Origin of the sequence: Bacteroides sp. 519, assembly GCF_010500955.1 — a bacterium.
GTDB lineage: Bacteria > Bacteroidota > Bacteroidia > Bacteroidales > Bacteroidaceae > Bacteroides.
On sequence record NZ_QVMJ01000023.1, the window covers coordinates 1 to 25,569 of the forward strand.

Annotated in this window: 22 protein-coding genes and 2 tRNA genes; 14 read left to right on the forward strand and 10 right to left on the reverse strand. The window is 36.0% G+C overall.

Annotated elements, in window-relative coordinates; translation table 11 throughout:
* The first annotated feature begins 178 nt into the window (after positions 1–178).
* Positions 179–784 carry a TetR/AcrR family transcriptional regulator gene (locus D0T85_RS16675; protein ID WP_163214667.1) on the forward strand — a complete coding sequence of 202 codons (606 nt, stop codon included), beginning with the start codon at positions 179–181 and terminating at the stop codon, positions 782–784.
* A gap of 131 nt (positions 785–915) precedes the next feature.
* Positions 916–1,884 carry a 3-oxoacyl-ACP synthase III family protein gene (locus D0T85_RS16680; protein ID WP_163214668.1) on the forward strand — a complete coding sequence of 323 codons (969 nt, stop codon included), beginning with the start codon at positions 916–918 and terminating at the stop codon, positions 1,882–1,884.
* 147 nt (positions 1,885–2,031) lie between these two features.
* On the opposite strand, the gene D0T85_RS16685 is transcribed toward D0T85_RS16680, so the two are convergent.
* From D0T85_RS16685 to uvrB, 6 genes are all read right to left on the reverse strand, one after another.
* A complete protein-coding gene (locus D0T85_RS16685; RefSeq protein ID WP_163214669.1) occupies positions 2,032–2,637 on the reverse strand; it encodes a hypothetical protein in 606 nt (201 codons plus the stop codon).
* Positions 2,638–2,653: 16 nt separating this feature from the next.
* Positions 2,654–2,830 carry a hypothetical protein gene (locus D0T85_RS16690; RefSeq protein ID WP_163214670.1) on the reverse strand — a complete coding sequence of 59 codons (177 nt, stop codon included), beginning with the start codon at positions 2,828–2,830 and terminating at the stop codon, positions 2,654–2,656.
* 147 nt (positions 2,831–2,977) lie between these two features.
* A tRNA-Arg gene (locus tag D0T85_RS16695) sits at positions 2,978–3,051 on the reverse strand.
* 17 nt (positions 3,052–3,068) lie between these two features.
* Positions 3,069–3,145: transfer RNA gene (locus D0T85_RS16700), tRNA-Arg, on the reverse strand.
* Positions 3,146–3,218: 73 nt separating this feature from the next.
* Positions 3,219–5,519, reverse strand: a complete 2,301-nt coding sequence (locus D0T85_RS16705; RefSeq protein WP_163214671.1) for a patatin-like phospholipase family protein — start codon at positions 5,517–5,519, stop codon at positions 3,219–3,221.
* A 185-nt stretch (positions 5,520–5,704) separates the two neighbouring features.
* On the reverse strand, positions 5,705–7,726 hold the full coding sequence (gene uvrB, locus D0T85_RS16710; RefSeq protein WP_163214672.1) for an excinuclease ABC subunit UvrB: 2,022 nt from the start codon (positions 7,724–7,726) through the stop codon (positions 5,705–5,707).
* A 543-nt stretch (positions 7,727–8,269) separates the two neighbouring features.
* Here uvrB and D0T85_RS16715 point away from each other — a divergent pair.
* Positions 8,270–9,052, forward strand: coding sequence for a class I SAM-dependent methyltransferase (locus tag D0T85_RS16715; protein ID WP_163214673.1), 783 nt, complete (start codon positions 8,270–8,272; stop codon positions 9,050–9,052).
* On the opposite strand, the gene D0T85_RS16720 is transcribed toward D0T85_RS16715, so the two are convergent.
* On the reverse strand, positions 9,044–9,574 hold the full coding sequence (locus D0T85_RS16720) for a hypothetical protein (RefSeq protein ID WP_163214674.1): 531 nt from the start codon (positions 9,572–9,574) through the stop codon (positions 9,044–9,046). The genes D0T85_RS16715 and D0T85_RS16720 overlap by 9 nt on opposite strands.
* A gap of 182 nt (positions 9,575–9,756) precedes the next feature.
* Here D0T85_RS16720 and D0T85_RS16725 point away from each other — a divergent pair, with 182 nt between their 5' ends.
* The 8 genes from D0T85_RS16725 to D0T85_RS16760 all read left to right on the forward strand — a co-directional run bounded on the left by D0T85_RS16725 (position 9,757) and on the right by D0T85_RS16760 (position 20,217).
* Positions 9,757–11,055, forward strand: a complete 1,299-nt coding sequence (locus tag D0T85_RS16725; protein ID WP_163214675.1) for a phenylacetate--CoA ligase family protein — start codon at positions 9,757–9,759, stop codon at positions 11,053–11,055.
* Between the two features lie 13 nt (positions 11,056–11,068).
* Positions 11,069–11,494 (forward strand): amino acid-binding protein, encoded by a 426-nt coding sequence (locus D0T85_RS16730; RefSeq protein WP_163214676.1) that lies wholly within the window; start codon positions 11,069–11,071, stop codon positions 11,492–11,494.
* Positions 11,495–11,641: 147 nt separating this feature from the next.
* On the forward strand, positions 11,642–12,448 hold the full coding sequence (locus D0T85_RS16735) for an outer membrane protein assembly factor BamD (RefSeq protein ID WP_163214677.1): 807 nt from the start codon (positions 11,642–11,644) through the stop codon (positions 12,446–12,448).
* Between the two features lie 12 nt (positions 12,449–12,460).
* On the forward strand, positions 12,461–12,796 hold the full coding sequence (locus tag D0T85_RS16740) for a DNA-directed RNA polymerase subunit omega (RefSeq protein ID WP_163214678.1): 336 nt from the start codon (positions 12,461–12,463) through the stop codon (positions 12,794–12,796).
* 2 nt (positions 12,797–12,798) lie between these two features.
* On the forward strand, positions 12,799–13,245 hold the full coding sequence (locus D0T85_RS16745; protein ID WP_163214679.1) for a DUF4293 domain-containing protein: 447 nt from the start codon (positions 12,799–12,801) through the stop codon (positions 13,243–13,245).
* Between the two features lie 141 nt (positions 13,246–13,386).
* Positions 13,387–16,200, forward strand: a complete 2,814-nt coding sequence (locus D0T85_RS16750; protein WP_163214680.1) for a DUF6493 family protein — start codon at positions 13,387–13,389, stop codon at positions 16,198–16,200.
* A gap of 14 nt (positions 16,201–16,214) precedes the next feature.
* A complete protein-coding gene (locus D0T85_RS16755) occupies positions 16,215–18,863 on the forward strand; it encodes a DUF6493 family protein (protein WP_163214681.1) in 2,649 nt (882 codons plus the stop codon).
* Between the two features lie 7 nt (positions 18,864–18,870).
* A complete protein-coding gene (locus D0T85_RS16760; RefSeq protein ID WP_163214682.1) occupies positions 18,871–20,217 on the forward strand; it encodes an SWIM zinc finger family protein in 1,347 nt (448 codons plus the stop codon).
* A gap of 77 nt (positions 20,218–20,294) precedes the next feature.
* Here D0T85_RS16760 and D0T85_RS16765 read toward each other — a convergent pair whose 3' ends face one another.
* The 3 genes from D0T85_RS16765 to D0T85_RS16775 all read right to left on the reverse strand — a co-directional run bounded on the left by D0T85_RS16765 (position 20,295) and on the right by D0T85_RS16775 (position 23,997).
* Positions 20,295–20,843, reverse strand: a complete 549-nt coding sequence (locus D0T85_RS16765; protein WP_163214683.1) for a hypothetical protein — start codon at positions 20,841–20,843, stop codon at positions 20,295–20,297.
* A gap of 73 nt (positions 20,844–20,916) precedes the next feature.
* The gene (locus D0T85_RS16770) at positions 20,917–21,219 is read right to left on the reverse strand and encodes a hypothetical protein (RefSeq protein WP_163214684.1); all 303 of its coding nucleotides are present in this window, start codon (positions 21,217–21,219) and stop codon (positions 20,917–20,919) included.
* 519 nt (positions 21,220–21,738) lie between these two features.
* Positions 21,739–23,997 (reverse strand): cation:proton antiporter, encoded by a 2,259-nt coding sequence (locus D0T85_RS16775; protein ID WP_163214685.1) that lies wholly within the window; start codon positions 23,995–23,997, stop codon positions 21,739–21,741.
* 136 nt (positions 23,998–24,133) lie between these two features.
* Between D0T85_RS16775 and D0T85_RS16780 the strand changes: the two genes are divergently transcribed.
* The 3 genes from D0T85_RS16780 to D0T85_RS16790 all read left to right on the forward strand — a co-directional run bounded on the left by D0T85_RS16780 (position 24,134) and on the right by D0T85_RS16790 (position 25,541).
* Entirely contained in the window at positions 24,134–24,625 is a 492-nt protein-coding gene (locus tag D0T85_RS16780; protein WP_163214686.1) for an outer membrane protein, read from the forward strand.
* A gap of 65 nt (positions 24,626–24,690) precedes the next feature.
* The gene (locus D0T85_RS16785; RefSeq protein ID WP_163214687.1) at positions 24,691–25,173 is read left to right on the forward strand and encodes a BON domain-containing protein; all 483 of its coding nucleotides are present in this window, start codon (positions 24,691–24,693) and stop codon (positions 25,171–25,173) included.
* Positions 25,173–25,541, forward strand: coding sequence for a LysM peptidoglycan-binding domain-containing protein (locus tag D0T85_RS16790; RefSeq protein ID WP_163214688.1), 369 nt, complete (start codon positions 25,173–25,175; stop codon positions 25,539–25,541). Before D0T85_RS16785 ends, D0T85_RS16790 begins: the two co-directional genes overlap by 1 nt.
* Positions 25,542–25,569 lie beyond the last annotated feature (28 nt).

Consider the following 25,569-nt stretch of genomic DNA (forward strand, 5'->3'; position numbering starts at 1 on the left):
AGTACAAAGTATCGCATGAAGCCTTCCTTTGGCGGAGACAAAGATAGAAAAAATATTTAATTTAATTTGGAATTCAACACAGTACCTCTGTGTCTCTGTGTTCTAAATATTTGTATAAAAGTGAAAACTCGTTCACATTTTATTTGTGTATTTGAATTAAAACAATTTATTTTGCAGTGTGAAATTCAACAGGGAAGACATATTGAAAGTTGCTTTCGACGAATTTATGGTAGATGGTTACGCTACACCTATCATTAGTAATCTGCAACAAAAGTTGGGAATGTCTCGTGGTGCCCTGTACCGGCATTTTAAAAACAAGGATGAACTGTTCAAGGTGGTTGTTGATACCTACTTTTTTCATACCCTTGAGCGGATAACCGAAAAAATAGATGCCAGTATTTGTGTACCCGAACTGGTTCGTTCTTTGGGAAAAAGGCAACGGCTTATTGCTCAATTGATAACAACCAAAGGCGGATCGCGTTTTACATTCCTGAATTTCAATAATTTGATGATTCAAGCTGCTCGTTATTATCCTGGTTTTACTATTCGTTATAAGAAAATTCAACTGCATGTGCAAAACCAGTGGCGGATTGCATTGCTGAATAGTATCAGTGCCAATGAAATTCGTCAGGATATAGATGTAAATTTATTAAGCAGGTTGTTTACCAAAATATATTTTATGGACACCCGCGATGATTTTGCCATAAAAGATGCCAGAAAGAATATAGATGGGCAGGATCAGTTTGTGCTCTATTTGTATGATCTGGTAAAAGTTAAACCCTGATTCAGGGTGAAATAAAAAATGTGCAACGAGATAATTCAATTTATTGAATAGTCTCAATTTTTAATATTAATATTTTTTTGCAGCAAATGTGAACTGGTGTTCACTTGCTGCTCTAATAACACAGACTTGTTATGTTTATCAATTCTACAGGTTTTTATGTTCCGGAAACGAGCATTCCCAACAGTTATTTTACCGAGTTAAACGGCCTTAGTGATGATTGGATTTATCAACGTACCGGTATCAGATCGAGGGTACGTGCTTCAGAAAAGGAAACTCTTAACTACATGTGTCAACAAGCAGTAGAAATGGCTGCTCAAAAGCTACCTTATGGTATTACTACTGTCGATTTAATTATTTTTGCGTCGTATACCCCATCGGATACAGTGGGTACTACAGGGCATTGCATTCAGCGGGAGTTTAATATAGAAAATGCGAAAGTATTTTATATCTCTTCAGCCTGCTCTTCCGGAATGAATGCAATTGAAGCAGTTAGTGCTTATTTTGCTGCCGGATTGGCTTCGCGTGCCTTATTGATTTGTGCCGATCGTAATTCTTCATTCTCGGATGATAATGATTCTATTTCCGGACATCTATGGGGAGATGGTGCTGTGGCATATTTTCTTTCCAATGAACGATATGATGATTCGGAAACAGAAATATTGGATATAACCACTCAAGGACTGGCACACATTGGGCTAGGGCCCGAAGCGGTAAAGTTAAGTCTTCCGCATGGTGGTATTCAAATGCCTTTCGGAAAAGATGTTTTCACTTATGCATGTACGTATATTGCTCAGAATACACAAAAAATAGTAGAGGACAATGGTTACAAAGTAGAAGATCTATCTTATTTTATAGGTCATCAGGCTAATATGCGTATTCTTAAAAATGTAGCTCATCGTTTGGGTTTACCCGAAAAGAAATCTCTTTCGAATATTGAGAGAATGGGTAATACAGGCTCAGCAAGTGCCCTACTGGTGTATGCAATGAATGATAATCGCTTTGAGAGTAATGATTTGGTTTGTATGTCGGTGTTTGGAGGCGGTTATTCGGCAGGTGCTTGTTTGATGGTGATTGGAGATAGAAGTACACCTGAAAAGTAAGTTAGCTTTTTCCAAAGAATAAGTTAAGTTTTTCTAAAGAGTAACTTAAGTTTCTATACTAGAAAAACTTAACTTTTTATATATAAGAAACTTAACTTACTCTGAAGAAAAACTTAAGTTCTTGTTTAGCCTTGATTTTGGATTTTCTTATGGAATTATAAAGTTGCCATCGATTATTCGTGGGATAAAATATCCTTTGATGCAGTTTGGATTTCTTACACAAATTTGGATATGGTTTTTTTCTTTAAAGAATGCTCCTGGGTATATTTCTTCTCCTTCCCAGAAAACACCACGAACAGAATCATAAGATACACTATTATTATCTTCTTCATTGAGGGTATGAATTACCTCAATTACTGCACAGTCCAGTTTTCTTAAAAGTTTGTCAGGGGTTGTTCCTTTATTTACAGGCATTGGAGAGCCTATTAATTCCATAGTTGCAAGAAGTGTGTCATATCCAATTTTCAGTTCTTGTATAAATTCAGAGTCCAGCAGATCCATACAATAACCTAAATCGATAACTGCTCCTAGAACACCTGGTTCTCTAATTTTTTTTGATTTTTCTGCCCATTCAAAAGCTCTGTTATAATTGTTTTCCCAAAAATAAACGCCATTGCCTAGCCAATCATAATCATTTATACTTTTTTTTAAGTCTTCTTCACCACATGCAATCTTCTCTGCTATGTTTTTTTCACATCCATGAAATCCAATAATTAAATTGGCTCTTTTAGAGTACAAAGATTGTTTAGCCATTTAATTGTAGGATATTTTATTTGGTTTTGTATATATCCTTAATATTTCCTTTTCTATTAAGAATACCAGCTTTTTTCAGGAAAACAGTTGCAGCAGCTTTGGAAGAGGTTACACGTGCAGCTGTACTTTTTTGTTTCTCAATCCTTTTTTCAGAAGAATAAGTTGCAATACTACGTTTGTTATTATCTGTCATAACTAATCCTTTCTGGAACCAACCAGTATTCTGATGATTCCTTTTTTATTTCTAACAGCAAATGTACAGTATATATCCATCAAAACCAACTCGTTTTTATCCTTTTGATAAAAAAAACGCCGATAACCACTAGATTATCGGCGACTGTGATCGCGACAGGATTCAAACCTGTAACCGGCTGATCCGTAGTCAGCTACTCTATTCAGTTGAGCTACGCGACCCTAAATGCTTTGTTAATTGGTGACCGCGACAGGATTCAAACCTGTAACCGGCTGATCCGTAGTCAGCTACTCTATTCAGTTGAGCTACGCGGCCATTTCTTTAACGGGTGCAAAGATACGCCCTTTTTTTATATTTGCAAGCAATTTTACCTGTTTTTTTGAATTTCTTATTCAAAGAAGCGGTAATTAAATAATTGCCAACCTAATGTAATGCCCACATTCCATTCTTTTTTCGGTGAGCTATAATGATTTAGGTATGCCGAAATGCTTCCGAAGGGTAATGCACAAATTAACGATAACTCTCCCATATATTCAAAGGAAGAAAATGATTTTCCATATTGTGCTTTGTTCAAACTGGTTCTTTCAATAGGAAAGATAGGTAGGAAGCCGTAAAACTCTCCACGAAAATGAAAGAGATTATTTATGTGATAAATAGGTCTTATTCCGGTAGCCATATACTGATTGGCACGGAAGGCTTCATTGTATGTTAACCGACTATGTGCAGTGGGCGCAAACTCGCCTGCTTGCAACATTGTTGCTGTATAGTTCTCGGAAAAGTTTCTCGAAGCAAATAATCCTTCAATATAGGTGCCTAAAGTGAATTTAGAAGTTATTTTATGATAATCCTCGCGTGTATATGATATTTGTAACCAAGTATGATTTTGGTGGTATCTGGGTATTTCTTCTGATCTCATTCCTGGTTTGAATTTTTCTTTTCCTTTATATATTTGTGCAACTAATGCCTCACTGTACCCCTGTGTGGCATGTTGACGTCTGTTTAAAGTGCTACCGTTTATACTGATAGAACCGCCAAAAATCCTATATTTACTCCTGTCGTATTTATCTTCATCAAAATTAATTGTGTTTTCCTGGAAATATTTATCATCCAGTTCGGCAACACCAAAGCTAAATTCGGCTCTTTTGCTCGACAAAAACGGAAGGGCTACAATCAATTTGGCAAAACGTTCTTCTTTTTGAGTAAAAGCCGGTTTATCTCTGTTCGAGAATATCTTATCCTTTTTGAAATAATCAAGCGTGCTGACAGAAGTAATAAACCTGTAGGATGTTGGTATTGCTGTTGGAAAATCCATTTTTGCCATGAATTGGGCATTGTTATAAATCTTACCGATTTGTCCGTCTAAGCTAAACTCTTTTGAATAAAAATTTAAATCCTGATAAGTTATTCCAAAATAAATCTGGTTTGAACTGGTTGTTGATACGTTTCCTCCAAGCCGGATAGAAAACTGATCCTCAATTTTAACCTTTAGATATAAATCGAACACACTCTCATCGGGCCTGTACACAGCATGAGGCATTATTTCGGAAATAACTTTGTCTGAAAGTAAACGGAAATAGGCGCGCTTGATTGATTCGTAGCCAAAAAAACCGGAATCATCACGTTCAAACTCGCTTCGTATGTAGGCTCGTTGTTTTGAATTTGCTCCTTCAATATATATGTTTTTGAAACGTAATTCGGGGTAGCTGCTTCGGTATATCATGCGGCGTAGTTGAACATTTTCCTTATCTACCCGACGATGAATCCGGCTTTTAATAGAGTCCATCATACTCATGGTACGATCGTAACCTATTTTTTCCAGTTCTTTCAGTTTATGAAAGTCCATCAGAGTTACATTATCATAGCGGAAGGTCAGCAAAATGCCCAACGAGTCGGCCATAGTATAGTCTGTTTTTTGCATGATCATGTTTTCCAATTGATTCATAATGTCTTTCTCGTCTGGTTTCGACGGGTTTTTAGCTACTACACTTCCAATAATAATGTCTGGTTGCAAATCTGTTTGCATAACATCGGTTGGAAAGTTGTTGTAAATACCACCATCGTATGCCAAAACTCCATCTATTTCAATTGGTTTAAATACAAAAGGAAAACTCATGGATGCCCGGACTGCATCGCCAAGGTCACCATCTTTTAAAACCAGTTCTTTTTTGTTATAAACATCGGATGCAATGCATCGGAAAGGAACAAATAAATTGTCGAAATTACCTTTGCTGGCGGCTGTGGCAGCAGCAAATAATTCAATAAATACCAGATTCATCTGGATTGGGTTAACAACGCTGGTTGGAAGAAATTGCGAAGTAACGTTGGATAGAGAGTCTTGAAACGACAGGCGGATATTAAAGAAATCGGGAGTAGGGCGATTAGCTTTGAAATAGTACATATAATCTTCCTCAACTTTCCCTGTGTACCATCTGGCAAAATCTTCCGAACCAATAAGAGTTTCCATATCGTCGGCAGAATACCCCATGGCATAGAGTGCTCCAATAATGGCTCCCATGGATGTACCGGTTACATAATCAATAGGAATATTATTTTCTTCGAGGGCCCGGATTATACCAATATGTGTGAGGCCTTTTGCACCACCACCACTTAAAACGAGTCCAACTTTTTGTGCTTGCGTGGGGAGTGACAGGTATAAAACCGAAAGTATGAACAACAGAAATTTTCTCATAAATGTATGGGCATAAAAAAAGGGATCACGCCTGATCCCAACCTTTGTTAACCTTAAATCTAATACTATGAAAAACACATTGCAAAGATACGGACTTCGTGGAAATCTGCAAATTTTCCATTCATAAACCTGTGTTTTATAACATAGATTAAGATTTTGTGCTATGAAATTAAATATTATGCTTGTTAAGGCCATCTTTCCTTTAAAATATCTTGTAATTTAATAAGTTCGTCACGATACTGGGCGGCTTCAATAAATTCCAGTTTCTTAGCTGCTTCCTGCATTAATTTACGTGTTCTTTCTATGCTTTTTTCGAGTTGCGGTTTGGTCATATATTGAACAACTGGGTCGGCAGCCAGATTTGGGTTTTCGGGTTCAATGTAAACGTTTCCTGTTGTAACCTCTTCTGTATTAGAACCGAAAACAGATAAGTTTCGAGCTTTTTTAATTTGTGTAGGAGTAATACCATGCTCTTCATTATAAGCAAGTTGCTTTTCTCTTCTCCGGTTTGTTTCATCAATAGTAAGTTGCATGCTTTCTGTTATTTTATCGGCATACATAATTACTTTGCCATTAATGTTTCTGGCAGCCCTTCCTGCAGTTTGAGTTAGCGACCGGTGCGAACGTAGAAAACCCTCTTTGTCAGCATCAAGAATTGCAACAAGTGATACTTCGGGTAGGTCAAGACCTTCACGCAGAAGATTTACACCTATAAGTACATCGAAAATACCTTGACGCAGGTCGTCCATGATTTTTATTCGTTCCAGTGTATCAACATCGCTGTGAATGTAGTTGCAACGAATACCATGATTCAATAAATATTCGCTCAGTTCTTCGGCCATACGTTTTGTAAGTGTAGTTACCAACACTCTTTCGTTTATCTCTACCCGCAACTGAATTTCCTCCATAAGATCATCAATCTGATTCATGCTGGGACGGATCTCAATAACAGGATCGAGCAACCCCGTTGGGCGGATAACCTGGTCAACCACAATACCTTCCGATTGTATTAGCTCATAATCGGCTGGGGTTGCACTTACATATATTACCTGATTTAACATTCCCTGAAATTCGTCGAATGTTAACGGACGATTATCCATTGCAGCCGGAAGCCGGAAGCCATACTCTACCAGATTTGTTTTACGGGCACGGTCGCCCCCATACATCGCTCTGATTTGGGGCACACTTACATGGCTTTCGTCAATAACCATAAGAAAATCTTCCGGAAAGAAATCGAGCAAGCAATAAGGACGTGTTCCGGGTTCGCGGCCATCAAAGTAACGCGAGTAGTTTTCAATGCCCGAACAATGTCCCAGTTCGCGTAGCATTTCCATATCATACGTTACACGCTCATACAATCGCTTTGCCTCATAGGGTTTGCCTATGGACTCGAAGTAGGCAACTTGTTTGGTCAAATCGTCTTCAATCTGGTGGATAGCCCTTAGGGTTGTTTCCTTTGTGGTCATAAACAAGTTGGCCGGATATATTTTATAAGCATTAAATTTGCTTAGTGAAAAGTTAGTTACTGGGTCAACTTCTTCAATAGATTCTACTTCATCACCCCAGAAAATAACCCGTAGTATATTGTCGGTATATGCAAGGGCAATATCTACCGTATCACCTTTTACACGAAAATTTCCCCGGTTTAAATCAATATCATTACGTACATATAAACTATCTACAAGTTTTCTAAGAAATACATTTCGGCTAATACTTTTTTCTACCTGTACCTCTATTACATTATTATAGAAGTCGGCAGGGTTACCCATACCATAGATACAGGATACAGAAGATACAACAACAACATCTTGCCTGCCCGAAAGTAGAGAGGATGTAGCTGCCAGCCGTAATTTATCAATCTCATCGTTTATTTGAAGATCTTTCTCTATATACGTATCCGATCCGGGTAAATAAGCCTCCGGTTGATAATAATCGTAATAGGATACATAATACTCAACAGCATTGTTGGGGAAAAAACTTTTAAACTCACTATATAATTGTGCTGCAAGCGTTTTATTATGGCTTAATATCAGTGTGGGCTTATTAATGTTTTTGATAACATTTGCAATGGTGAATGTTTTTCCCGAGCCTGTAACACCCAATAGTGTCTGTGCGTGGGTGCCTTGGAGTAGCCCTTCGGTTAGTTGTGCTATTGCCTCCGGCTGGTCGCCGGTTGGTTTATATGGAGATATTAATTCAAAATTCATTGGCTGATAATGTTAGCTACTAATTAAGAACAATATTCGCTAAAATAATTGAGATACACAAATTGTTTAATGTAGATAATGATTATTTGTTCAATTGTATCATGCCTATGGTACAAAAGTGCCACGCTTGTGATACAAAAGTATCTTAGTTGTGGCACTTTTGTACCACCCTAGTTGATACTTTTGTTTCAAGCCTTAAAAAACAGATGAAACTTTTTTCTCAGGCTTTAAAAATCGGTGGTACTGCAATTTGTTGATTATCAGCAGCGAATCTATCCATGGCCATTTTATCATTGTAGTGGAGAAAAAATGAGAAAACACTTCAATTCTAAAAAAAAGATGTATCTTTGCCGCATGACAACAACTAAGAAGGATTTGGTGAAGTAAATAACTTTAGCGTTCTGCTAAGGTTATCCCTTATTTTATACTCAGGCATGTTCTTGCCCGAGTTATTTTCATATACATATATATAACAATAATTTAGTCATGTGATAGGTGTATTTTATATCTACCTCATTGCTATAATAATAATTTAAAAACATCATGAGTAACAATAATACTAAAACAATTCACGATTTCGATTTTAATTTAATCTGCGAATATTTTGCTGGTGTAGAACGACAAGGACCCGGAAGTCCGGCAGTAACTCTCAAAGCATTGAGCTTTATTGATAACCTGACAAAAGAATCTCGCATGGCCGACATAGGTTGCGGCACAGGTGGGCAAACAATGACTTTGGCACAGCACACCTCGGGCCAGGTTACCGGACTTGATTTGTTTCCGGATTTCATTCAAATCTTCAATCGAAATGCAGAACAACTCAACTTACATGGGCGAGTAAAGGGCATTATTGGTTCAATGACAGATCCTCTTCCTTTCGAAAAAGAATCTTTAGACCTTATATGGTCCGAAGGTGCCATCTATAACATAGGTTTTGAACGAGGATTGAACGAATGGAGGCAGTATTTGAAAACAGGCGGTTATATCGCTGCATCGGAAGCATCGTGGTTTACCAACGAACGTCCTGATGAGATCAACAAATTCTGGATGGAAAACTATCCCGAAATAGATACTATTCCTAATAAAGTTGCCCAAATGCAGCAAGCCGGATACGTTCCTGTTGCTACCTTTATTTTACCCGAAAATTGTTGGACAGAATACTTTTATGCACCATGCCATAAGGCACAGGAAGAGTTCCTGAAAAAGTATCCTGGCAATAAAATGGTAGAAGACTTAATTGCAGGTCAGCGCCATGAAGAAAGCCTATACCTTAAATATAAGGAGTTCTATGGGTATGTGTTCTATATTGGGAAGAAATTAAAATAAACAATCAAACATCTTAGCCGATTCCTCACTTATTCTGCGGACGTGCCCTTGGAAGGTTAATGATAGTATCTGGCCATTTTTCAATTTAGCCGGTACTTCTTTTCCAATAGGTCCCAGTTTTAAGTGAGGAATAAGTTCGTTTGGAAATAGACGGTTTTCGATAGTTGAACCATCTACACCTAACGCAGCATCATCGGTGCAAGTGCGTGGAACATTGTGCTTGATTGTTTTTTTATTTTTGTATGTATAAGAGTCCCACATTTCATTATCGGGATTAATTTGAAGGTTGTTTTTAATGTATTCATCTGCATTCTGAATTTCCGCAACAGTTAATCTTCCCATAATAAAAAGCTGTCCTTTCTCTACTCTTACAGCATAAATAACATCTCCAGCTTTTACTTTACTCAAAGAGGGTTGTGAAGTGTGTTCACCACCATAGATAACAGTAAGAGGTCCTGCATCTCCATTTTTCATTATATTTTTAACCCATTCGTTGGGCCATAGAACGGTATAGAAATTCATAAATATATGTTTTAACGATTATTCGGACAAAAGTACGGATTCTTCCGTTAAAAATACTTTTCTTTGTATTTTTACTAGTGTGATTTTCATCATAGTTTTATTTGTTTACTCAAAATAAATCTTTTACTTTGCACCATCTTATAACAAAAAGCTGCTAATTCATATAAAATTATAATATAAAGATGATCTGGAATGAAAATATCGAATGCATGGATCGTGAAAGCTTAAGAAAGATTCAGAGCATTCGTTTAAAGAAAACAGTAGAGCACGTATATCACAACACACCATTCTATCGGAAAAAAATGCAGGAACTGGGTATAACGCCCGACGACATTAACGATATAGATGATATTGTAAAACTGCCTTTTACCACCAAGCATGATTTGCGCGATAATTATCCCTTTGGATTGTGTGCAGTGCCTATGAGCCAGATTGTACGTATACATGCATCATCAGGAACAACCGGAAAGCCCACAGTAGTAGGATATACCCGGAAAGATTTATCGGCCTGGACCGAATGTCTTGCACGATGCTTTACTGCTTATGGAGCTGGTAGCACCGATTTTTTTCAGGTTGCTTATGGGTATGGATTGTTTACCGGAGGATTGGGCGCCCATTACGGTGCCGAACATATTGGCGCCTCAGTAATTCCGATGTCGAGTGGAAATACCGAAAAACAAATAACTCTGATGCACGATTTTGGGGCAACAGTACTTTGTTGTACACCTTCGTATGCTTTATTTATGGCAGATGCAATAAAAGATTCCGGTATTGACAGGAATGAGTTAAAGCTTAAAATAGGAGCTTTAGGTGCAGAGCCGTGGACCGAGAACATGCGGAAAGAAATAGAAGAAAAACTTGGCATAAAAGCTTATGATATATATGGATTGAGTGAAATAGCTGGTCCTGGTGTAGGCTATGAATGTGAATGCCAACATGGAACCCATTTAAACGAAGACCATTTTTATCCGGAAATAGTTGATCCGCATACTTTACAACCTGTAAAATCTGGTGAAACAGGAGAACTTGTATTTACACATCTTACCAAAGAAGGAATGCCGCTTTTGCGTTATCGTACAAAAGACCTGACGGCCTTGCACCATGAAAAATGCGATTGTGGTCGTACACTGGTAAGGATGGATAGAATACTTGGCAGAAGCGATGACATGTTGATTATTCGTGGGGTTAACGTATTCCCAACACAAATTGAATCTGTTATTCTGAAAATGGAGGAACTCGAACCACATTATTTATTAACTGTTGATCGTATTAATAATACAGATAGAATGGAGCTTCGCGTAGAAGTACGTCCAGATTATTATTCCGATGAAATTAATAAAATGGTGGCTTTGAAGAAAAAAATTACCGGGCGTTTACAAAGTGTATTAGGACTTGGTGTAGATGTGAAACTGGCAGAACCTCGCAGTATTGAACGTAGTACCGGTAAAGCCAAACGTGTGATTGATAAAAGAACATTTTAAAATTCTAAATATTATGATAGCAAAACAACTTTCCATCTTTCTTGAAAATAATACAGGCCGTTTAACAGAAGTAACAGAAGTTTTAGCTAAAGCAGATATTAATCTGTCTGCCCTTTGCATTGCAGAAAATGCTGATTTTGGTATTCTTCGTGGTATTGTTTCCGACCCCGATAGGGCTTACGCGGTATTGAAAGAAAATCACTTTGCTGTGAATATTACAAATGTGGTAGGTATTAACTGCCCGAATGTGCCTGGTGCATTGGCTAAAGTATTGAACTTCCTTTCGGACGAAGGTGTATTTATTGAATACATGTACTCCTTTGCAAATAACAATTCGGCCAATGTTATTATACGTCCCAGTAATCTGGAAAAATGTATTGAAGTACTAACAGAAAAGAAAGTAGACCTGCTTGCTGCAAGTGAACTATACAAATTGTGATTTGAACTTATAAGTTTTGAGTTTTTAAGTTTTGGAACCAATAAACTTAAAAACTCAAAAACTTATAAGCTTAAAAACTCAAAAACTCCAATTATAATTGATTTATTCAATGTGAATAAGTAACTTTGCGCAATTATTTTTAACGGCATGAAGAAAAATCTTGTTTTAGTTTTACTTGCAGCTATCATTTTCTCCTCTTGTGGTGAATATAACAAGTTGCTGAAGAGTACAGATTATGAATATAAGTATGAAGCAGCAAAAAACTATTTTGCAAAAGGCCAGTATACTCGGGCTGCAACTTTGCTGAATGAAGTAATAACTATTCTGAAAGGAACAGATAAAGCAGAAGAATCTCTTTATATGCTGGGCATGAGTTACTATAATCAGAAAGATTATTCTACTGCCGCTCAAACTTTCATGACCTACTACAATACCTATCCACGAGGTACTTATACTGAACTGGCTCGTTTCCATTCGGGAAAAGCATTATACTTGGAAAGTCCGGATGCACGCCTCGATCAATCGGGTACATACATAGCTATTCAGGAACTTCAAATGTTTATGGAGTATTTCCCACAGAGTTCTCAGAAAAAAGAAGCACAGGAAATGATCTTTTCTTTGCAGGATAAGTTGGTAATGAAAGAATTTCTTGCTGCCAGATTGTATTATAATCTGGGCAACTATAATGGAAACAACTTCTTATCGTGTGTAATTACTGCACAAAATGCACTAAAGGATTATCCTTATACATATTTGCGTGAAGAACTTTCTATTTTGATACTGCGTGCCAAACATGAGATGGCTTTACATAGTATTGTTGAAAAGAAAGACGAACGTTTTAGAGAAACAATTGATGAATATTATGCCTTTAAAAATGAATTTCCTGAAAGTAAGTATATGAAAGAGGCAAATAGAATATTCAAAGAATCAAGTAGAACAATAGAAGAAGAATAATTATAATTTTTTATGGATTACAGAAAAACAAATGCGCCGGCTAATACAATAACCCGGGATATGATGGAATTGTGTGCTGACACAGGTAATGTTTATGAAACTGTGGCTATCATTGGTAAACGTTCCAATCAGATAAGTGTTGAAATTAAAAATGATCTTTCTAAAAAACTACAGGAATTTGCATCATATAATGATAATCTGGAAGAAGTTTTTGAGAACAGAGAACAGATTGAGATTTCACGTTATTATGAAAAACTTCCAAAACCAACGCTTATAGCAGCTCAGGAATATATTGAAGGAAAAATCTATTATAGAAATCCTTCAAAGGAAAAAGATAAATTACAGTAATCATGATTCAACGCATACAAACAGTTTATTTATTGTGTGTTGTCGGGCTGCTTATAACAAGCATGTTTCTCCCTCTGGGATTTTTTATTGATACTGATGCTATTGCTTATACATTTACTCCTTTCGGAATAGATTTGAAAGACAGCTTTCACTCTTCCTGGGGGATATTTGCTATCTTATTGTTGAGTAGTATCATCGCAGCGGCAACTATATTCATATATAAAAACAGGGTTCTGCAAATAAGATTTTCTATATTTAATAGTATTCTGTTAATAGGATATTATTTGGTTTTTGTGGCTTTCTTTTTTGCTTTGAAAGATAACTTTAATGATTTCCGTATAAATTGGGCATTGTGCCTACCCTTAATTGCTATAATTTTTAATTATTTGGCTATCAGGGCAATTGGAAAAGATGAAGTGATGGTGAAAGCTGCCGATCGTTTAAGATAAATATAAAGAAAATAAATAATAGAAAAGGTGAAAATACTTCAGGGTATCTTCACCTTTTTTATTTAACTTGCAATGATTTTCTAATTGGTTATAAAATAAATCGTTTTTTTGTTCTAAAATACAGAATACTAAATTAGAATTATGAAGGAGATGTTATTGGAGATTATTGAGAACGAAAAAGTTATTGAAACAATTCCTTTTTTCCGAAAACTCGATGAAGCGAAACGCAAAGAACTAGCACCGGTAGTTAAGGATAGAATAAAATATTATACTACTTATCAACATCAAGGAGACTTTAGTGAAATTCGTGGCACAATGGCGCAGTTCACTATTCTTTCTATTGCAGCATTTATTTGTCTGGATTACAATGATTATAAAAGGAACCGTATTAATTTAAATAATCTGACTTCCGGTTTTATTAAGTTTCATGAATATACTCAATATGAACTGATGGAAAAAATTTGTATTGACGATATACTGGAATGGTATTGCCCGGAATGGCTAAATGCATATATTAATGATAATCGCCTGAATAATAAACTGAGAGACTTTTCGTATAATGAAATAATACATTGGCAAGCAAAAGGATACATTACTCCTACACCCGAACTGATTGTAGCAACTTTAATTTTTCATCCGTTTGCTTTCGACACATACAGTAACCGGTATTTGTTTCAGATTGAAAAACTTACCCAATATCCGCAAACGCTTCAAGAACATGTGTGGTTTCTTTTTCAATATCCTTCGGATATATATTGCGATTTGATTGAGGGAACCGGAAATGAAAACTGGAAAACCGTTTTCAGAGCGCTCATAGCAAATAAATATATAGACCGGATTCACGTATTAAGAGAATGCTTGTTAACAGTTAATCGTAGTAATTTGAGTCGTAATCAGGTTAACTGGTTTATGGAATTATTTAGCAAATTAGATCCATCTTTGTCCGAGCTGTTTGCTATTCAAACGGAACTATTTCAGTTATTAACATCCACATATACCAAAAGCATCTCTGCTATTTTAGAGTATATCAGATATATTTGTACTGTCCCCGGTTTTCAATTAGATGAATTTCTAACCCATATTTCTATAACACTGAAGTCGGGTGTAAAGTCTATTATTGATTTGGCAATTGATATACTATTGAAACTACTCGAAGTGTATACGCAAACATCAAAATTGGTAGATGTATTAGCAGTTGGTTTTATATGTCAGGATGAACTTATTCAGTCTAGGATAGTTCAGTATATTACAGCATATTCTCATCCGGAACAACAAAAAGCCATTCTTAAACAGTATGATAGTTACATATTACCCCCATTTAAACCATTGCTGGATCAGGATATTGAAATATTACCTACCCCGGAAACACCGGCTTTACCAGAAATGCAGGAAATATCTGATTTGGATAGGTTTGTTATAAAGCCCCATATACGTAAAGAAACCAAAATACCGGTAGCCGAAACATTTAATGATTTCATTGCGTATCTGGACGAACTTTTTGAATCGGAAGAAGAATGGCACTTATTTATGTTACCCCACTATGTACAGAAGTTTAGTGCTCATTTAACACAAAACAATATAAACCAACTGGATCCTGTTTTAAAAAAAGTAACTAAAGTTAGTGCTGATACACTTTTAAGGTCGGGATTAATTGGGCGTACCTTTGCATTCTTTATGGTAAGTTATGGTAAATATCTTACTTCGATGTATCCGGATATCACTTTGGAACTACAACAGCATTTGCAAAAAAATGGTCGATTGGATCTTTCTATCTGGTTAACCGCATTTAATCATTATGAACTTTATCCGTTTTACTTTTTACTGACTGCTGTTCTCAAATCAATGAAATCGGGTAATGAATTCCTTTTATTATCTACTCCTACCCATGCGCCTATGTGGATAGATCCGGTAGTTTTAATTCAGCGGTTAAAACAATATCAGGATAATAAGTGTACTCCTAATGGATTTGATATGCAGTTAGCACTTCAGCGGTGTGCTTTAGATAATACTACTGAAGCAATAAAGCTGGCCCAAACAGAATTAGAAGGGGAAATAAAATCTTTAATGCTTTATTTACTGAATCCAAAAGTATCTGCGCCATCGTTAGAAATTAGCAATCCTTCCTGGTGGATGACTGCAACGGTTTGTAAATATCCGCATCAGGTTCCAAAATATGCTTCAAAATGGGGTTATAATATTCCGAGAGCCTGTTTTACTGGAAACTATTCGTTCGAAATAAAAACAATTGAAAACATAAGCTTTTTAAAACTAAATCCTCCGATTTACAATGTAAAGCAGCACAATGAATCAGTTTTCTTGGCAGAATATTATTATAGTTTGTTTACCAGTAGTAAACTATTACCCAAAGACATTACAAAACTGATAACCTCGGCACCTTATCACCATGATAGTATAATTGCCTATGTATTATATATTATTGATGACTTTTCCGAAGGAGATACAATACGCAAAGCATCTGTAATAAATGCTTTGAAAGCATGTATTGAATTACATATATCATTGTCAAATCCGGAAATACAGTTGCTTGCCATTTCTCTTTTTGCTTCGGATAAAACAATCCGAAATTATGCAGCCACTTTGTGGAGCGAAACGGTTTTGGGTGAACTTATTGATAATAAAGTTTTAGGAGAGATTATGGCAGATATTAATAAATCGGGATGGCTTTCTTTAAAAAACTTCAATCAGTTACTTGAGAAAACAATGCTTAATATAAGTGTTCCGCATAACTGTGCTTTAGAAGAACTACTTGCTGCTATGATTGATGGAATGGGCGATAAAACCGTGAAGCATTTGAAAGGTGTACTCGAGATATATAATCAATTACTATCTTTGAACGAAACTAAAAATATTGAGCGAACAAAAATTGTAGAAAAGTGGAAAAACAATAGTGTATTAAAGAATATTGTACACGAAATAATGAGTAAAGGTAAATGAGTAAAACCAATACTATGAATACAGGAAATGAAATTGTTGAGAGTTTTAAGAAAATATATTTCAATAATCAGCGTAATAAAATAATTCCTTTCTTGAAGGAATTAAAAAATAAAGATAAAAAAGCTCTTCTTCCTTTTTTACGTGAGTGTGCCAGTAAATCGACATACAAAGAAAACAGGGAGATATTTTATGTAACGACTCTGGTATGTGCTACCGAATCACAATTTATAAAACTTACTGAATGGTTTTATAATAATACTCTGGAACTGGTAGATGAAGTATTGGAATGGTATTGTCCGGCTTGGTTTTCGAAAGTATACAATAAAAAAGCAAAAAATAGCTGGAATCCTCTTAGCTATACCGATCTTTTACGGTGGACATTGAAAGGATATATTGAACCGGATGAGCTTCTTATAGCCCGTAGTTTAGGACGTGCTCCCTTTTATTTTGATGAAAAATCAAGAAAAAGATGTTCTACTGATGCTTTTCTGGAACTCGACCCTCTTGTATTTGATGAGCATATCTGGACACTGTTTAAGTACGAAGTAAGTATGTTCGATTATAGTGAATATTCTCCAAAAGATGCTGATATACAAGATGCATGGACCCGTATTTTTTTGAAATATACAGCATCCGGCCGTATTAGCAGGATGCGGGTTTTAAAAGGAATATTGCTTACCATAACTTACGACTTTAAAAGTGGGCCTACTGGTTGGTTTGCAAATTTGTTTATAGCAATGAAACCTACTACAGAAGAACTACTTGAGTTGCAGGATGAATTATTTGCTACATTTTCCAGTAAATACTCAAAGCTAGTCAATACAGCTCTTAATAGTGTAAAGCAAATTGCTGGCAGTGAAAAATTCCAGATCGATGGCTTTATATCCCATCTTCCGGTACTTCTTATGTCAGAAGTAAAATCGATACTTCTTTCTACGCTTACTATAGCCGAAAAAGTAGCAAAGAATCATCCCGAAAAACAGGGACAAATATGTTGTGAACTGGCTTATTTGTTTTTGAATAAAGATGAAGCTATTCAACAGAAAACAGCGAAGATAATAAAACAATATGGAGTTCCTTATTCTGATTTAATAAAGGAATCATTAGTGCCTTATCAGGATGCAATTCTTTCGAGTGTAAAAGAACTATTAATTGATTTTATAGAACTGGTACATGTTGAAACAATAGATAATTGTGGGATAACCGAACCATTGAAGGCTATAGACGAGAATCAGCGTGTACCAGCATTTAATACAGTCGAAGATATTGTTTTTTTTCTGTCAAAATTCTTTGGTAGTGATGTTCCTGTATATATTGATTTGCTGCCGGCGGTAATAATGAAACTGAATAGTTTGATTAAGCCCGAAAATCTTTCGCAATTAGAAATACCTTTAATCAAAGCGTATGAGTTATCTTATCACAGATCAATCTCGCGTTATGATTTTAAAGATGGTACAACGTCTATAAATTTCTGGGGGAGAGGACTCTATTACCATCTTTCAGCTATATTCTTTATAAATTATTGCCAGTACTTATGCCGCCGCTTTCCAACAGATGCCGCTTATATTGCCAAAATGCATGAAGAAGCCGTTGATTTAGACATTAAGGAATCAAAAAGAGAGAGATTTAACAAATATAACCGGCAAATACTCCCTTTAAACGAATGGCATGGACAACAATATCCGGTATTTCGACCTTATCATCGTATAATGTGTCATGCTTTAAATTTGATAGAGCGTGAGATAGATCTTCCTTTATTATCAACCCCAACCCATCTACCTGCATGGATACAGCAGGATATGCTGGACAAACGGATCAATCAATATAAAGTAGCCGGAGTGGAACCCGATTCGATAGACCTTCAAATGGCTTTATCGCGTTGCCCAGGTTTTGTTCCGGAAGAAGTATTGCAACATTTGAAAAAATACTCCTGGAAGATATCGGATGAAAAGGAAAAAGATGGAAATTACAATGAGCATTATTTTATACAAATGGATATTCCATTGTCTCCTTGGGAAGACCAGAACAATTTGTATGCCTGCATTGGCGATAATATAAGCTACAGTATAGGTCCATCTGATATTAGTAACTTTATATTAACTTATCCAACAGCACTATCCATACCTTATGCATTGCTTGTAAGAAGCAGAATTAAATTTTCGCAAGTAGCAAATGCCGAAACAAGAGATGTATTGCTTCCGGCTATTCAGATGTTATACAACCAGAAAACAGCAGTAGACTCTTATACAGCCCTGTTTTTGGCATGTTCCATTCTTTGTTCGGATAGGAATATTCGTAATTATGCTGCTGAAATCTGGCTGGAACGATCTCTGCATAATCTAATAGATAATGTGGAATTCGGTTCGATGATTGGAAAGTTGTTTAATGCAGACTGGGCACCAGTAAAAAGGTTGACTGATTTGATAACATCGTTTATGATGAATATAACCCATCAGCAAAATACCGAATTACAGGTTTTAATGGAAGCTATTTTATCTCAATTACATAGAACAGTAACCAACTTAAAGAAATTATTGGAAATATATAGCGAATTGTTGGTATTAAACAATAGTACAGCAAACCTTCAATTGACTCAGATGCATAAATGGCAGGACGAAAAAAGTTTGAAGAAAATAATAGAACGAATCATTAATAAAAAATAAAAGAAACATGAGCGACTTACTAACTTATCATTACGCACAACCTTCGCAGCTTATAAAAGAAGCATCATCCGAACAGCTTTTTCTATCCAAATACAGTGAAATACAGAAAAATACGGATGCTCCTTGTTACTTTTGGGGAAATGTAAACAATCCCTTTATTATGGCGCGGTGTTTAATTACACTGTCAAACATTGTGAAATCAAGTTTCAGCATGTCGCCCTTTCAAATGGCCTTGTTGAAAGATCCCATTGTTACAGCAGGAAACGGAAGTGTGCGTTTTGAAGGCTTTTCGCATTGTGCAGGCGTTTATGCCCGTGTTGATGTTTTACCCGATGGTCTGGATGGCGAATTTCTGGATAACGGTACTACAAATGTCGATTTTAATCAACCTATGCTTACGGCTTTAGGGGGTATTCGTCCCAATGAAAAAGTAATGCTTTCGATAGGGCAGAAGCAGGTAGGTTTACACCGTGAAGGCGAGAAAGTAGTGGAGCGTAAAGTTCCTCTTCCAGTAAAATGGATTAAGGGGTTAAGTACAGTACAGATTTATCTCTCAAAAGCCGAGAATGTGCATACATTCAATAAAATACAAACCCAGCAGCTTTTCCGGGGCATACCACGCGGACAGGTAAAGAATGATTATTATCTGATTATACGTGGCAATACTCCCATGTTTACTCCGGTAAAATCACAAAATGCTATTTGTGTAGGTGGTTTGCATCGTTTACGGTTGCTTGAACCCTTGCTCCCTTATATTGATGTATTGAAAATATTTCCGCATCCTGACATGCAATCCACAACCTGGCAGCTTTATTTTGGTAATATCCGGTTTAGCTTTTCGTTGTCGCGCGATGCATGGAGAGGATTCTCGGGTGAGGGAGCTGCATTAGAATCACTTATCAATGACGTTTCGGATGAGTGGGTCGACGCTCTGGATAAATATGCTTATGCCAACCAAGCATTTAATCCAACCCTGTTTGCTATTGAAGAAAACATTTCATTTGAGAATGTAGATAGTTTAACTGCCCGGCTTGCTGCAATGGGGCTTCTTGGTTTCGATCTGGATGAAAACCGTTTTTTCTATCGTCGTTTGCCTTTTAAACTAAATCGTATCATGAGCCTTAATCCGCGCATTAAAGGAGCAGAAAAACTTATTGAAGATGGAAAAGTAGAAATCATCAGTCAAACTTCAGAACGTATTGAAGCCCGGGTTGAAGGAAGCGGGGTACGGCATACGGTTATTTTAGACAGTAAAAACGAACGTTGTACCTGCGAATGGTACAGTAAATATCAAGGAGAAAGAGGATTGTGTAAACATGTATTGGCAGTGAAGAAGGTTGCTAATAAGGGGTAAGATGTCGGGCGTGTCAATATTAACCACAGATTATCAGATTACACTAATCTGTTAATCTGTGGTTAAGTGGCATAACACTACTTCATCTTGCGATACTCTTTAACTGAATATGCTACTGTTTTTTCAGCACTGTGTTTTATTTGCTTAATTGTTGTTGTTTTATCTTTAGCCTTTAGTTCCAGGTTTTCAAAAATAACCACACTTTCATTGCTTAGCGAATCAACCTTAAAACGATCAATATTGAAAGTGTCTTTTTTTAACGCTAGCATATATTGATTTTTATCTTTAAAAACAACAAATTGACTGGTTGACTTTTGTTCAATGAGATTGCGTAATTTAATGTGTAAAGAGTCGCTTTGTGGCGAAAGGTCTATATTGTATGTTGCTTTCAAAATTTGCAATAATGTAACAGTATCCTGTAAATAATCATCGCCAAACAAGAAATCTCCATGGCGGTTAACTTTAAAGGTATCAGTATCTTGAATTATAAGGAAGTAATTGGGAGTAGAAACTAAATCTGTTTTTTGATCTTTTTGAGTGTGCTCAACACTCTTTTGTTCTGTTTTGCATCCATACACAAGCCCCATAATAGCAAAAGCTAAAAATAATTGCTGAATTCTTTTCATAAGTTTTTCAATTTTAAAGATTAACACTTAAATTTATTTGTTCAAATCGTGAGATTTCTTTGTATTTGCTCTTTTAATTAAAATCCAGCAATTTGGAATTTATTAAAAAAACTTTCCCTGTATTACTCAACTGTATGGAAGAACCATTGTTTAAAATGGTCAGTTTTTTGTTTTTATAAGAAATGTTTATATCCAATCCTTTATCATAATCAATAAAAATGGTGTCGTTTCTTTCAACCATTTGCAATCCTATGCCATTTATTGTAATATGGCTCTTATTAGAAGTTGATTCACTTTCGTTTGTGTTTTGATCTTGCAGAATGTTATTTCCATTCAAGTAAAGGAGAATTATAAAAATGATACCTGCTGTTTTCATAATTTATTTTTTAAGATTAATGTAATAAGTCTTTTTTATCCGATTCTAAGGTTGATTATACTAAGGAGTATATATTGCATGTTTTTATACTCATTGTTTTGGGAAAATTTTCTTTGTACGTTGAAAATAAATGTTAAAGATGACAAGCTATATAGCAGAGCGGGTTCGGTCTATATAACAGAGCACCATTGTTCTATATAGCAACAACCCTTTGGTCTATATAGCATTGACCCCTCGGTCTATATAGAAAGATATTTGAACAGCACTTTTCTCCCGGTAGGATAAAGGTTTTCTCCTACCGGGATGAAGCGTTCATCCTACCGGGAGAAACCGTTTATTCTACCGGGAGAAAGGCTTCATGCTACCGGGATAAAAAGTTATGAGTCATGGGCTATGATACTTCAAATGGTACTTATGTTTTACTTTTTAGCAAAGTGCAATAAGTTAATCGATTGACAATTAGTACATTAAACTATCTATGAGACTTATGAGTCTTTTTTTATCGAAAATTTTCTGTAGCTAAAAATTTTCCTCAAAAATATTTAGTTTATTCTGCTCGCCGGCTAATAAAATGGTATCTCCCTCTTTAAAAGTAAAATGAGAGGGAATATTTATTAATGTTATTTCGTTGCGGTCAACACTGATTATCATGCATTCGGTTTTCTCCTGAATGCACAGTTCTGTAATTGTTTTCCCAATCATAGGGGAGTCTTCTTCTATAACATATTGCGAAAGATGAACCTGGTGTTCAGGAATATCCTCTTCTGTGTTCTTTTTTGATTTACGTTCCTCAATAGCGTGTGTCAGCTTTTGAATATCCTTATCAGCCCCGGCAATAACAATTGTGTCGTATGGATAAAGACGTTCGTTGGCATCGGGCACATTGATTCTTTCATGTCCTCTGATTATGGTTACAATACTTACACCGGTTTTCCGTCGGAAATTAAGTTCCCGAAGTGATTTACCAACTTTGGGCGAGTTGGGAGATATCTCGATCTCTTCCAGATGTATTTCTTTAGATAACAGATGATTCTTTACCATGCGTGGAACGGCAGCTTTCTTATCGGCTAATTTTTGTTTCAGATTATAATTTTCCAGAAAACGGGCTTCCATTTTGCGCGATTGTGTTTTAAATCCCTGCGAAAAGATGATGAGTGTGAGAATTGCCAACCCAATAATAACCATTAAAACTGTTAGTTTGGGGAATAAAGGTATCAGAACCATCAAAACCAACATCATACATACGCCCAATCGGAATGCAATCAGAGATATTAATACACCTTTATTGAAGTAACTGTCGGCCCAGAGGTTTTTAACTTCCTGTGATTTATTCTTTTTCATCATAATTGCACGCAAAAACGGAGCCATTACCAGTATAGTTAAAACTCCGGCCAGAATTTTACCAAAAATACCCGGAACATAATCAGTAATAAATGGAGTTATATAATGTTTGAACAGGAAAATTACTGCCAGTGCAAGCGTTGAATAAATTGCCAACAACAACAAAACACTTTTGAACAACTTGTTCCAGTCGTTCTGGGTATTAACGGTTTTGTGCATAGATACAGCATATCCGGTAATTAGTTTGCTCCATTTAGATGGGATACGCTTTTCCAGAAAATTATAAAATGGAATAGATAATCGGATGCAATAAGGAGTGGTAAAGGTGGTAATAATAGATACTGTAACAATAATAGGATAAAGATTATCGCTGATAACTCCGAGGCTCATTCCTAAAGTGGCAATAATAAAAGAGAACTCACCAATCTGCGCCAAACTAAATCCTGCTTGCAGGGCTACCTTGAGTCCCTCGCCCGAAGCCAACACACCAATGGTGGCAAATAAAATACGACCTACAAGTACAATAAAGACAAGGAAAAATATTAAACCGGCATATTCAATAATAATTCCCGGATTAAGCATCATCCCTACCGAAACAAAGAATATGGCACCAAAAAAGTTCTTGAGTGGTTCAATCAGATGTTCAATGTGTTTGGAGGCAACTGTTTCTGCCAGAATAGATCCCATAATAAAAGCACCTAATGCAGCCGAGAAACCAACATAATGAGCAAATAAAACCATTCCCAAACATAACCCAACGGATAAAATAAGGAGAGTTTCGTCATTGAGATATCGCTTTGTTATTTTCAGCAAGCTGGGAATAAGGTATATTCCTACAATAAACCAGATAAGAATAAAAAAAACAAGTCGTAATAAGCTGCCTAAAAGAGCAGTACCCTCAATATCACTACTGGCAGCAAAGGTTGATAATAAAACCATCATCAGGATGGCAGCAAGATCTTCAACAATGAGCATTCCAAAAACAATTCCTGCAAATTTCTGTTTCTGGAGTCCCATATCATTAAAAGCCTTTATTATGATTGTTGTAGAAGACATAGAAAGCATTCCGCCTAAAAAAATACTATCCATTTTTGACCATCCCAATCCCCGGCCAACAATGTATCCGATAATAATCATTGAACCCAGATTAATGAGCGTGGCAATAGATGCAGTACCTCCTACAGCAATTAATCGTTTAAAGCTAAATTCCAATCCAAGAGCAAAAAGAAGAAAGATTACACCAATTTCGGCCCATATTTGCACATTACCCATATCGGTAACGGTAGGTAGCATTGTAATGTAGGGACCAGCAATAAAGCCGGCTAATATATACCCTAAAACCACAGGTTGTTTTAACCATTTAAATAATATAGTAGCAATTCCTGCGGTAATAAGAATAATGGCCAGGTCGCCAATGAAATCGTGTAGATGAGCCATACAAATTTAAGGTAATTTGTTTAATGCTCGTAAAGTTATAAAAAAACTTTTGAACAAACTCTTCTGTATAAATGTTTTTAGTTCAAATCAGTGAGTCTGATATTTGTTATATAAACAATTAATTTAAACTTTAATTATGAAAAAGATTTTGTTTTTAGTTGCTTTTCTTGCAACCGTGGCAACTACGTATGCGCAAAAGGGCGATCTGGCAGTGATTGGAAACATTGGATATCAAACCAATTATGAAAGATTTGCTATTGGTGCGCAAAGTAGATACAATTTGTCTGACCGTTTTCGGTTAGCTCCGGATGTTACTTTTTTCTTTCCTAAAGATAAAGTTACCGGGGTAGACATAAACCTGAATCTTCACTATGTATTTGATTTAAATGCCGATAACTTAACGTTTTATCCATTAGCTGGTTTTGGTATGCAAAACAATTTTTATGGAAAACGTACCATTGCAGGAGTTAAGATTGACTCGGATACAAGAACCGAACTAGCATTTAACCTTGGTGCCGGATTAACGTATAATCTTAGTGCACGCAGTTTCTTGAATGTGGAAGGTAAATTTATGTTTGGTGATGATGACAGTGGAGTATTCCTGATTGGCTATGGATGGAAATTTTAACCTTTTTAACCTCTAACCTACCTTAACTATATTATTATATTATCATTATTTTAAAAACGAAGTTTATGAAAAAAGTTATATTTATAATGTTGAGTGTGTTCTTTGCCGGAATTACACTCCAATCTTGTTCGGATAACGATACTAAAATTAAGCAAGAAGTTGAAAAAGCTTTAAAAGCACAGTACAGCAATGTTTCGGTTGCAATTAAAGATAAGGTTGTAACTCTTACAGGAGTATTGGAAAACCAAGCAGAAAGAACGTTAGCCGAAAACGTTGTGAAAGCAATTCCGGGAATTAAATCGGTTGTGAATAATATTACGGTTCAGGAGCCTACCCCAACTGTAAAGGTTGATGTGGATGCCAATATCAGAACTGCAATTGAAAACCTGTATAAAACAAGTAACTACACCGATGTGAAAGTAGCAGTAGCAAACGGCGAAGTTGTTTTAAGTGGAAATGTTAAGCGTGCCGACTTGCAAAAAGTGATGCAAATAGCTAACGAAGCAGAAGGTGTGAAAAAAGTAACCAATAATATGACTGTGAAATAATGGGACTAAGAGATAAATATAGCAAACTAATTAAGTTAGCTGGTGAATCGGATATCTCAGATCTTTCGATCACTGAAAATAACAATATTCTCTATGTTTCGGGTAGTACAACTCCTGCTGTAAAGCATGAACTGTGGAAGATTTATAATGAAATAGATCCGGATATGCGTGCAGGTGATTTGATTCTGAATATAGAAGAAAAAGAAGGTGGTGAAGCTATTTATGAAGTGAAGTCGGGCGACAGCCTAAGTAAAATAGCTAAAAACTATCCCGGAGTAACATGGCGAAGTATTTACGAAGCCAATAAGGATATAATAAAAGATCCGAATAAAATATTCCCGGGACAGAAAATAAGAATACCAGGATAGTTGAGTAATGAGTAATGAGTTTTGAGTA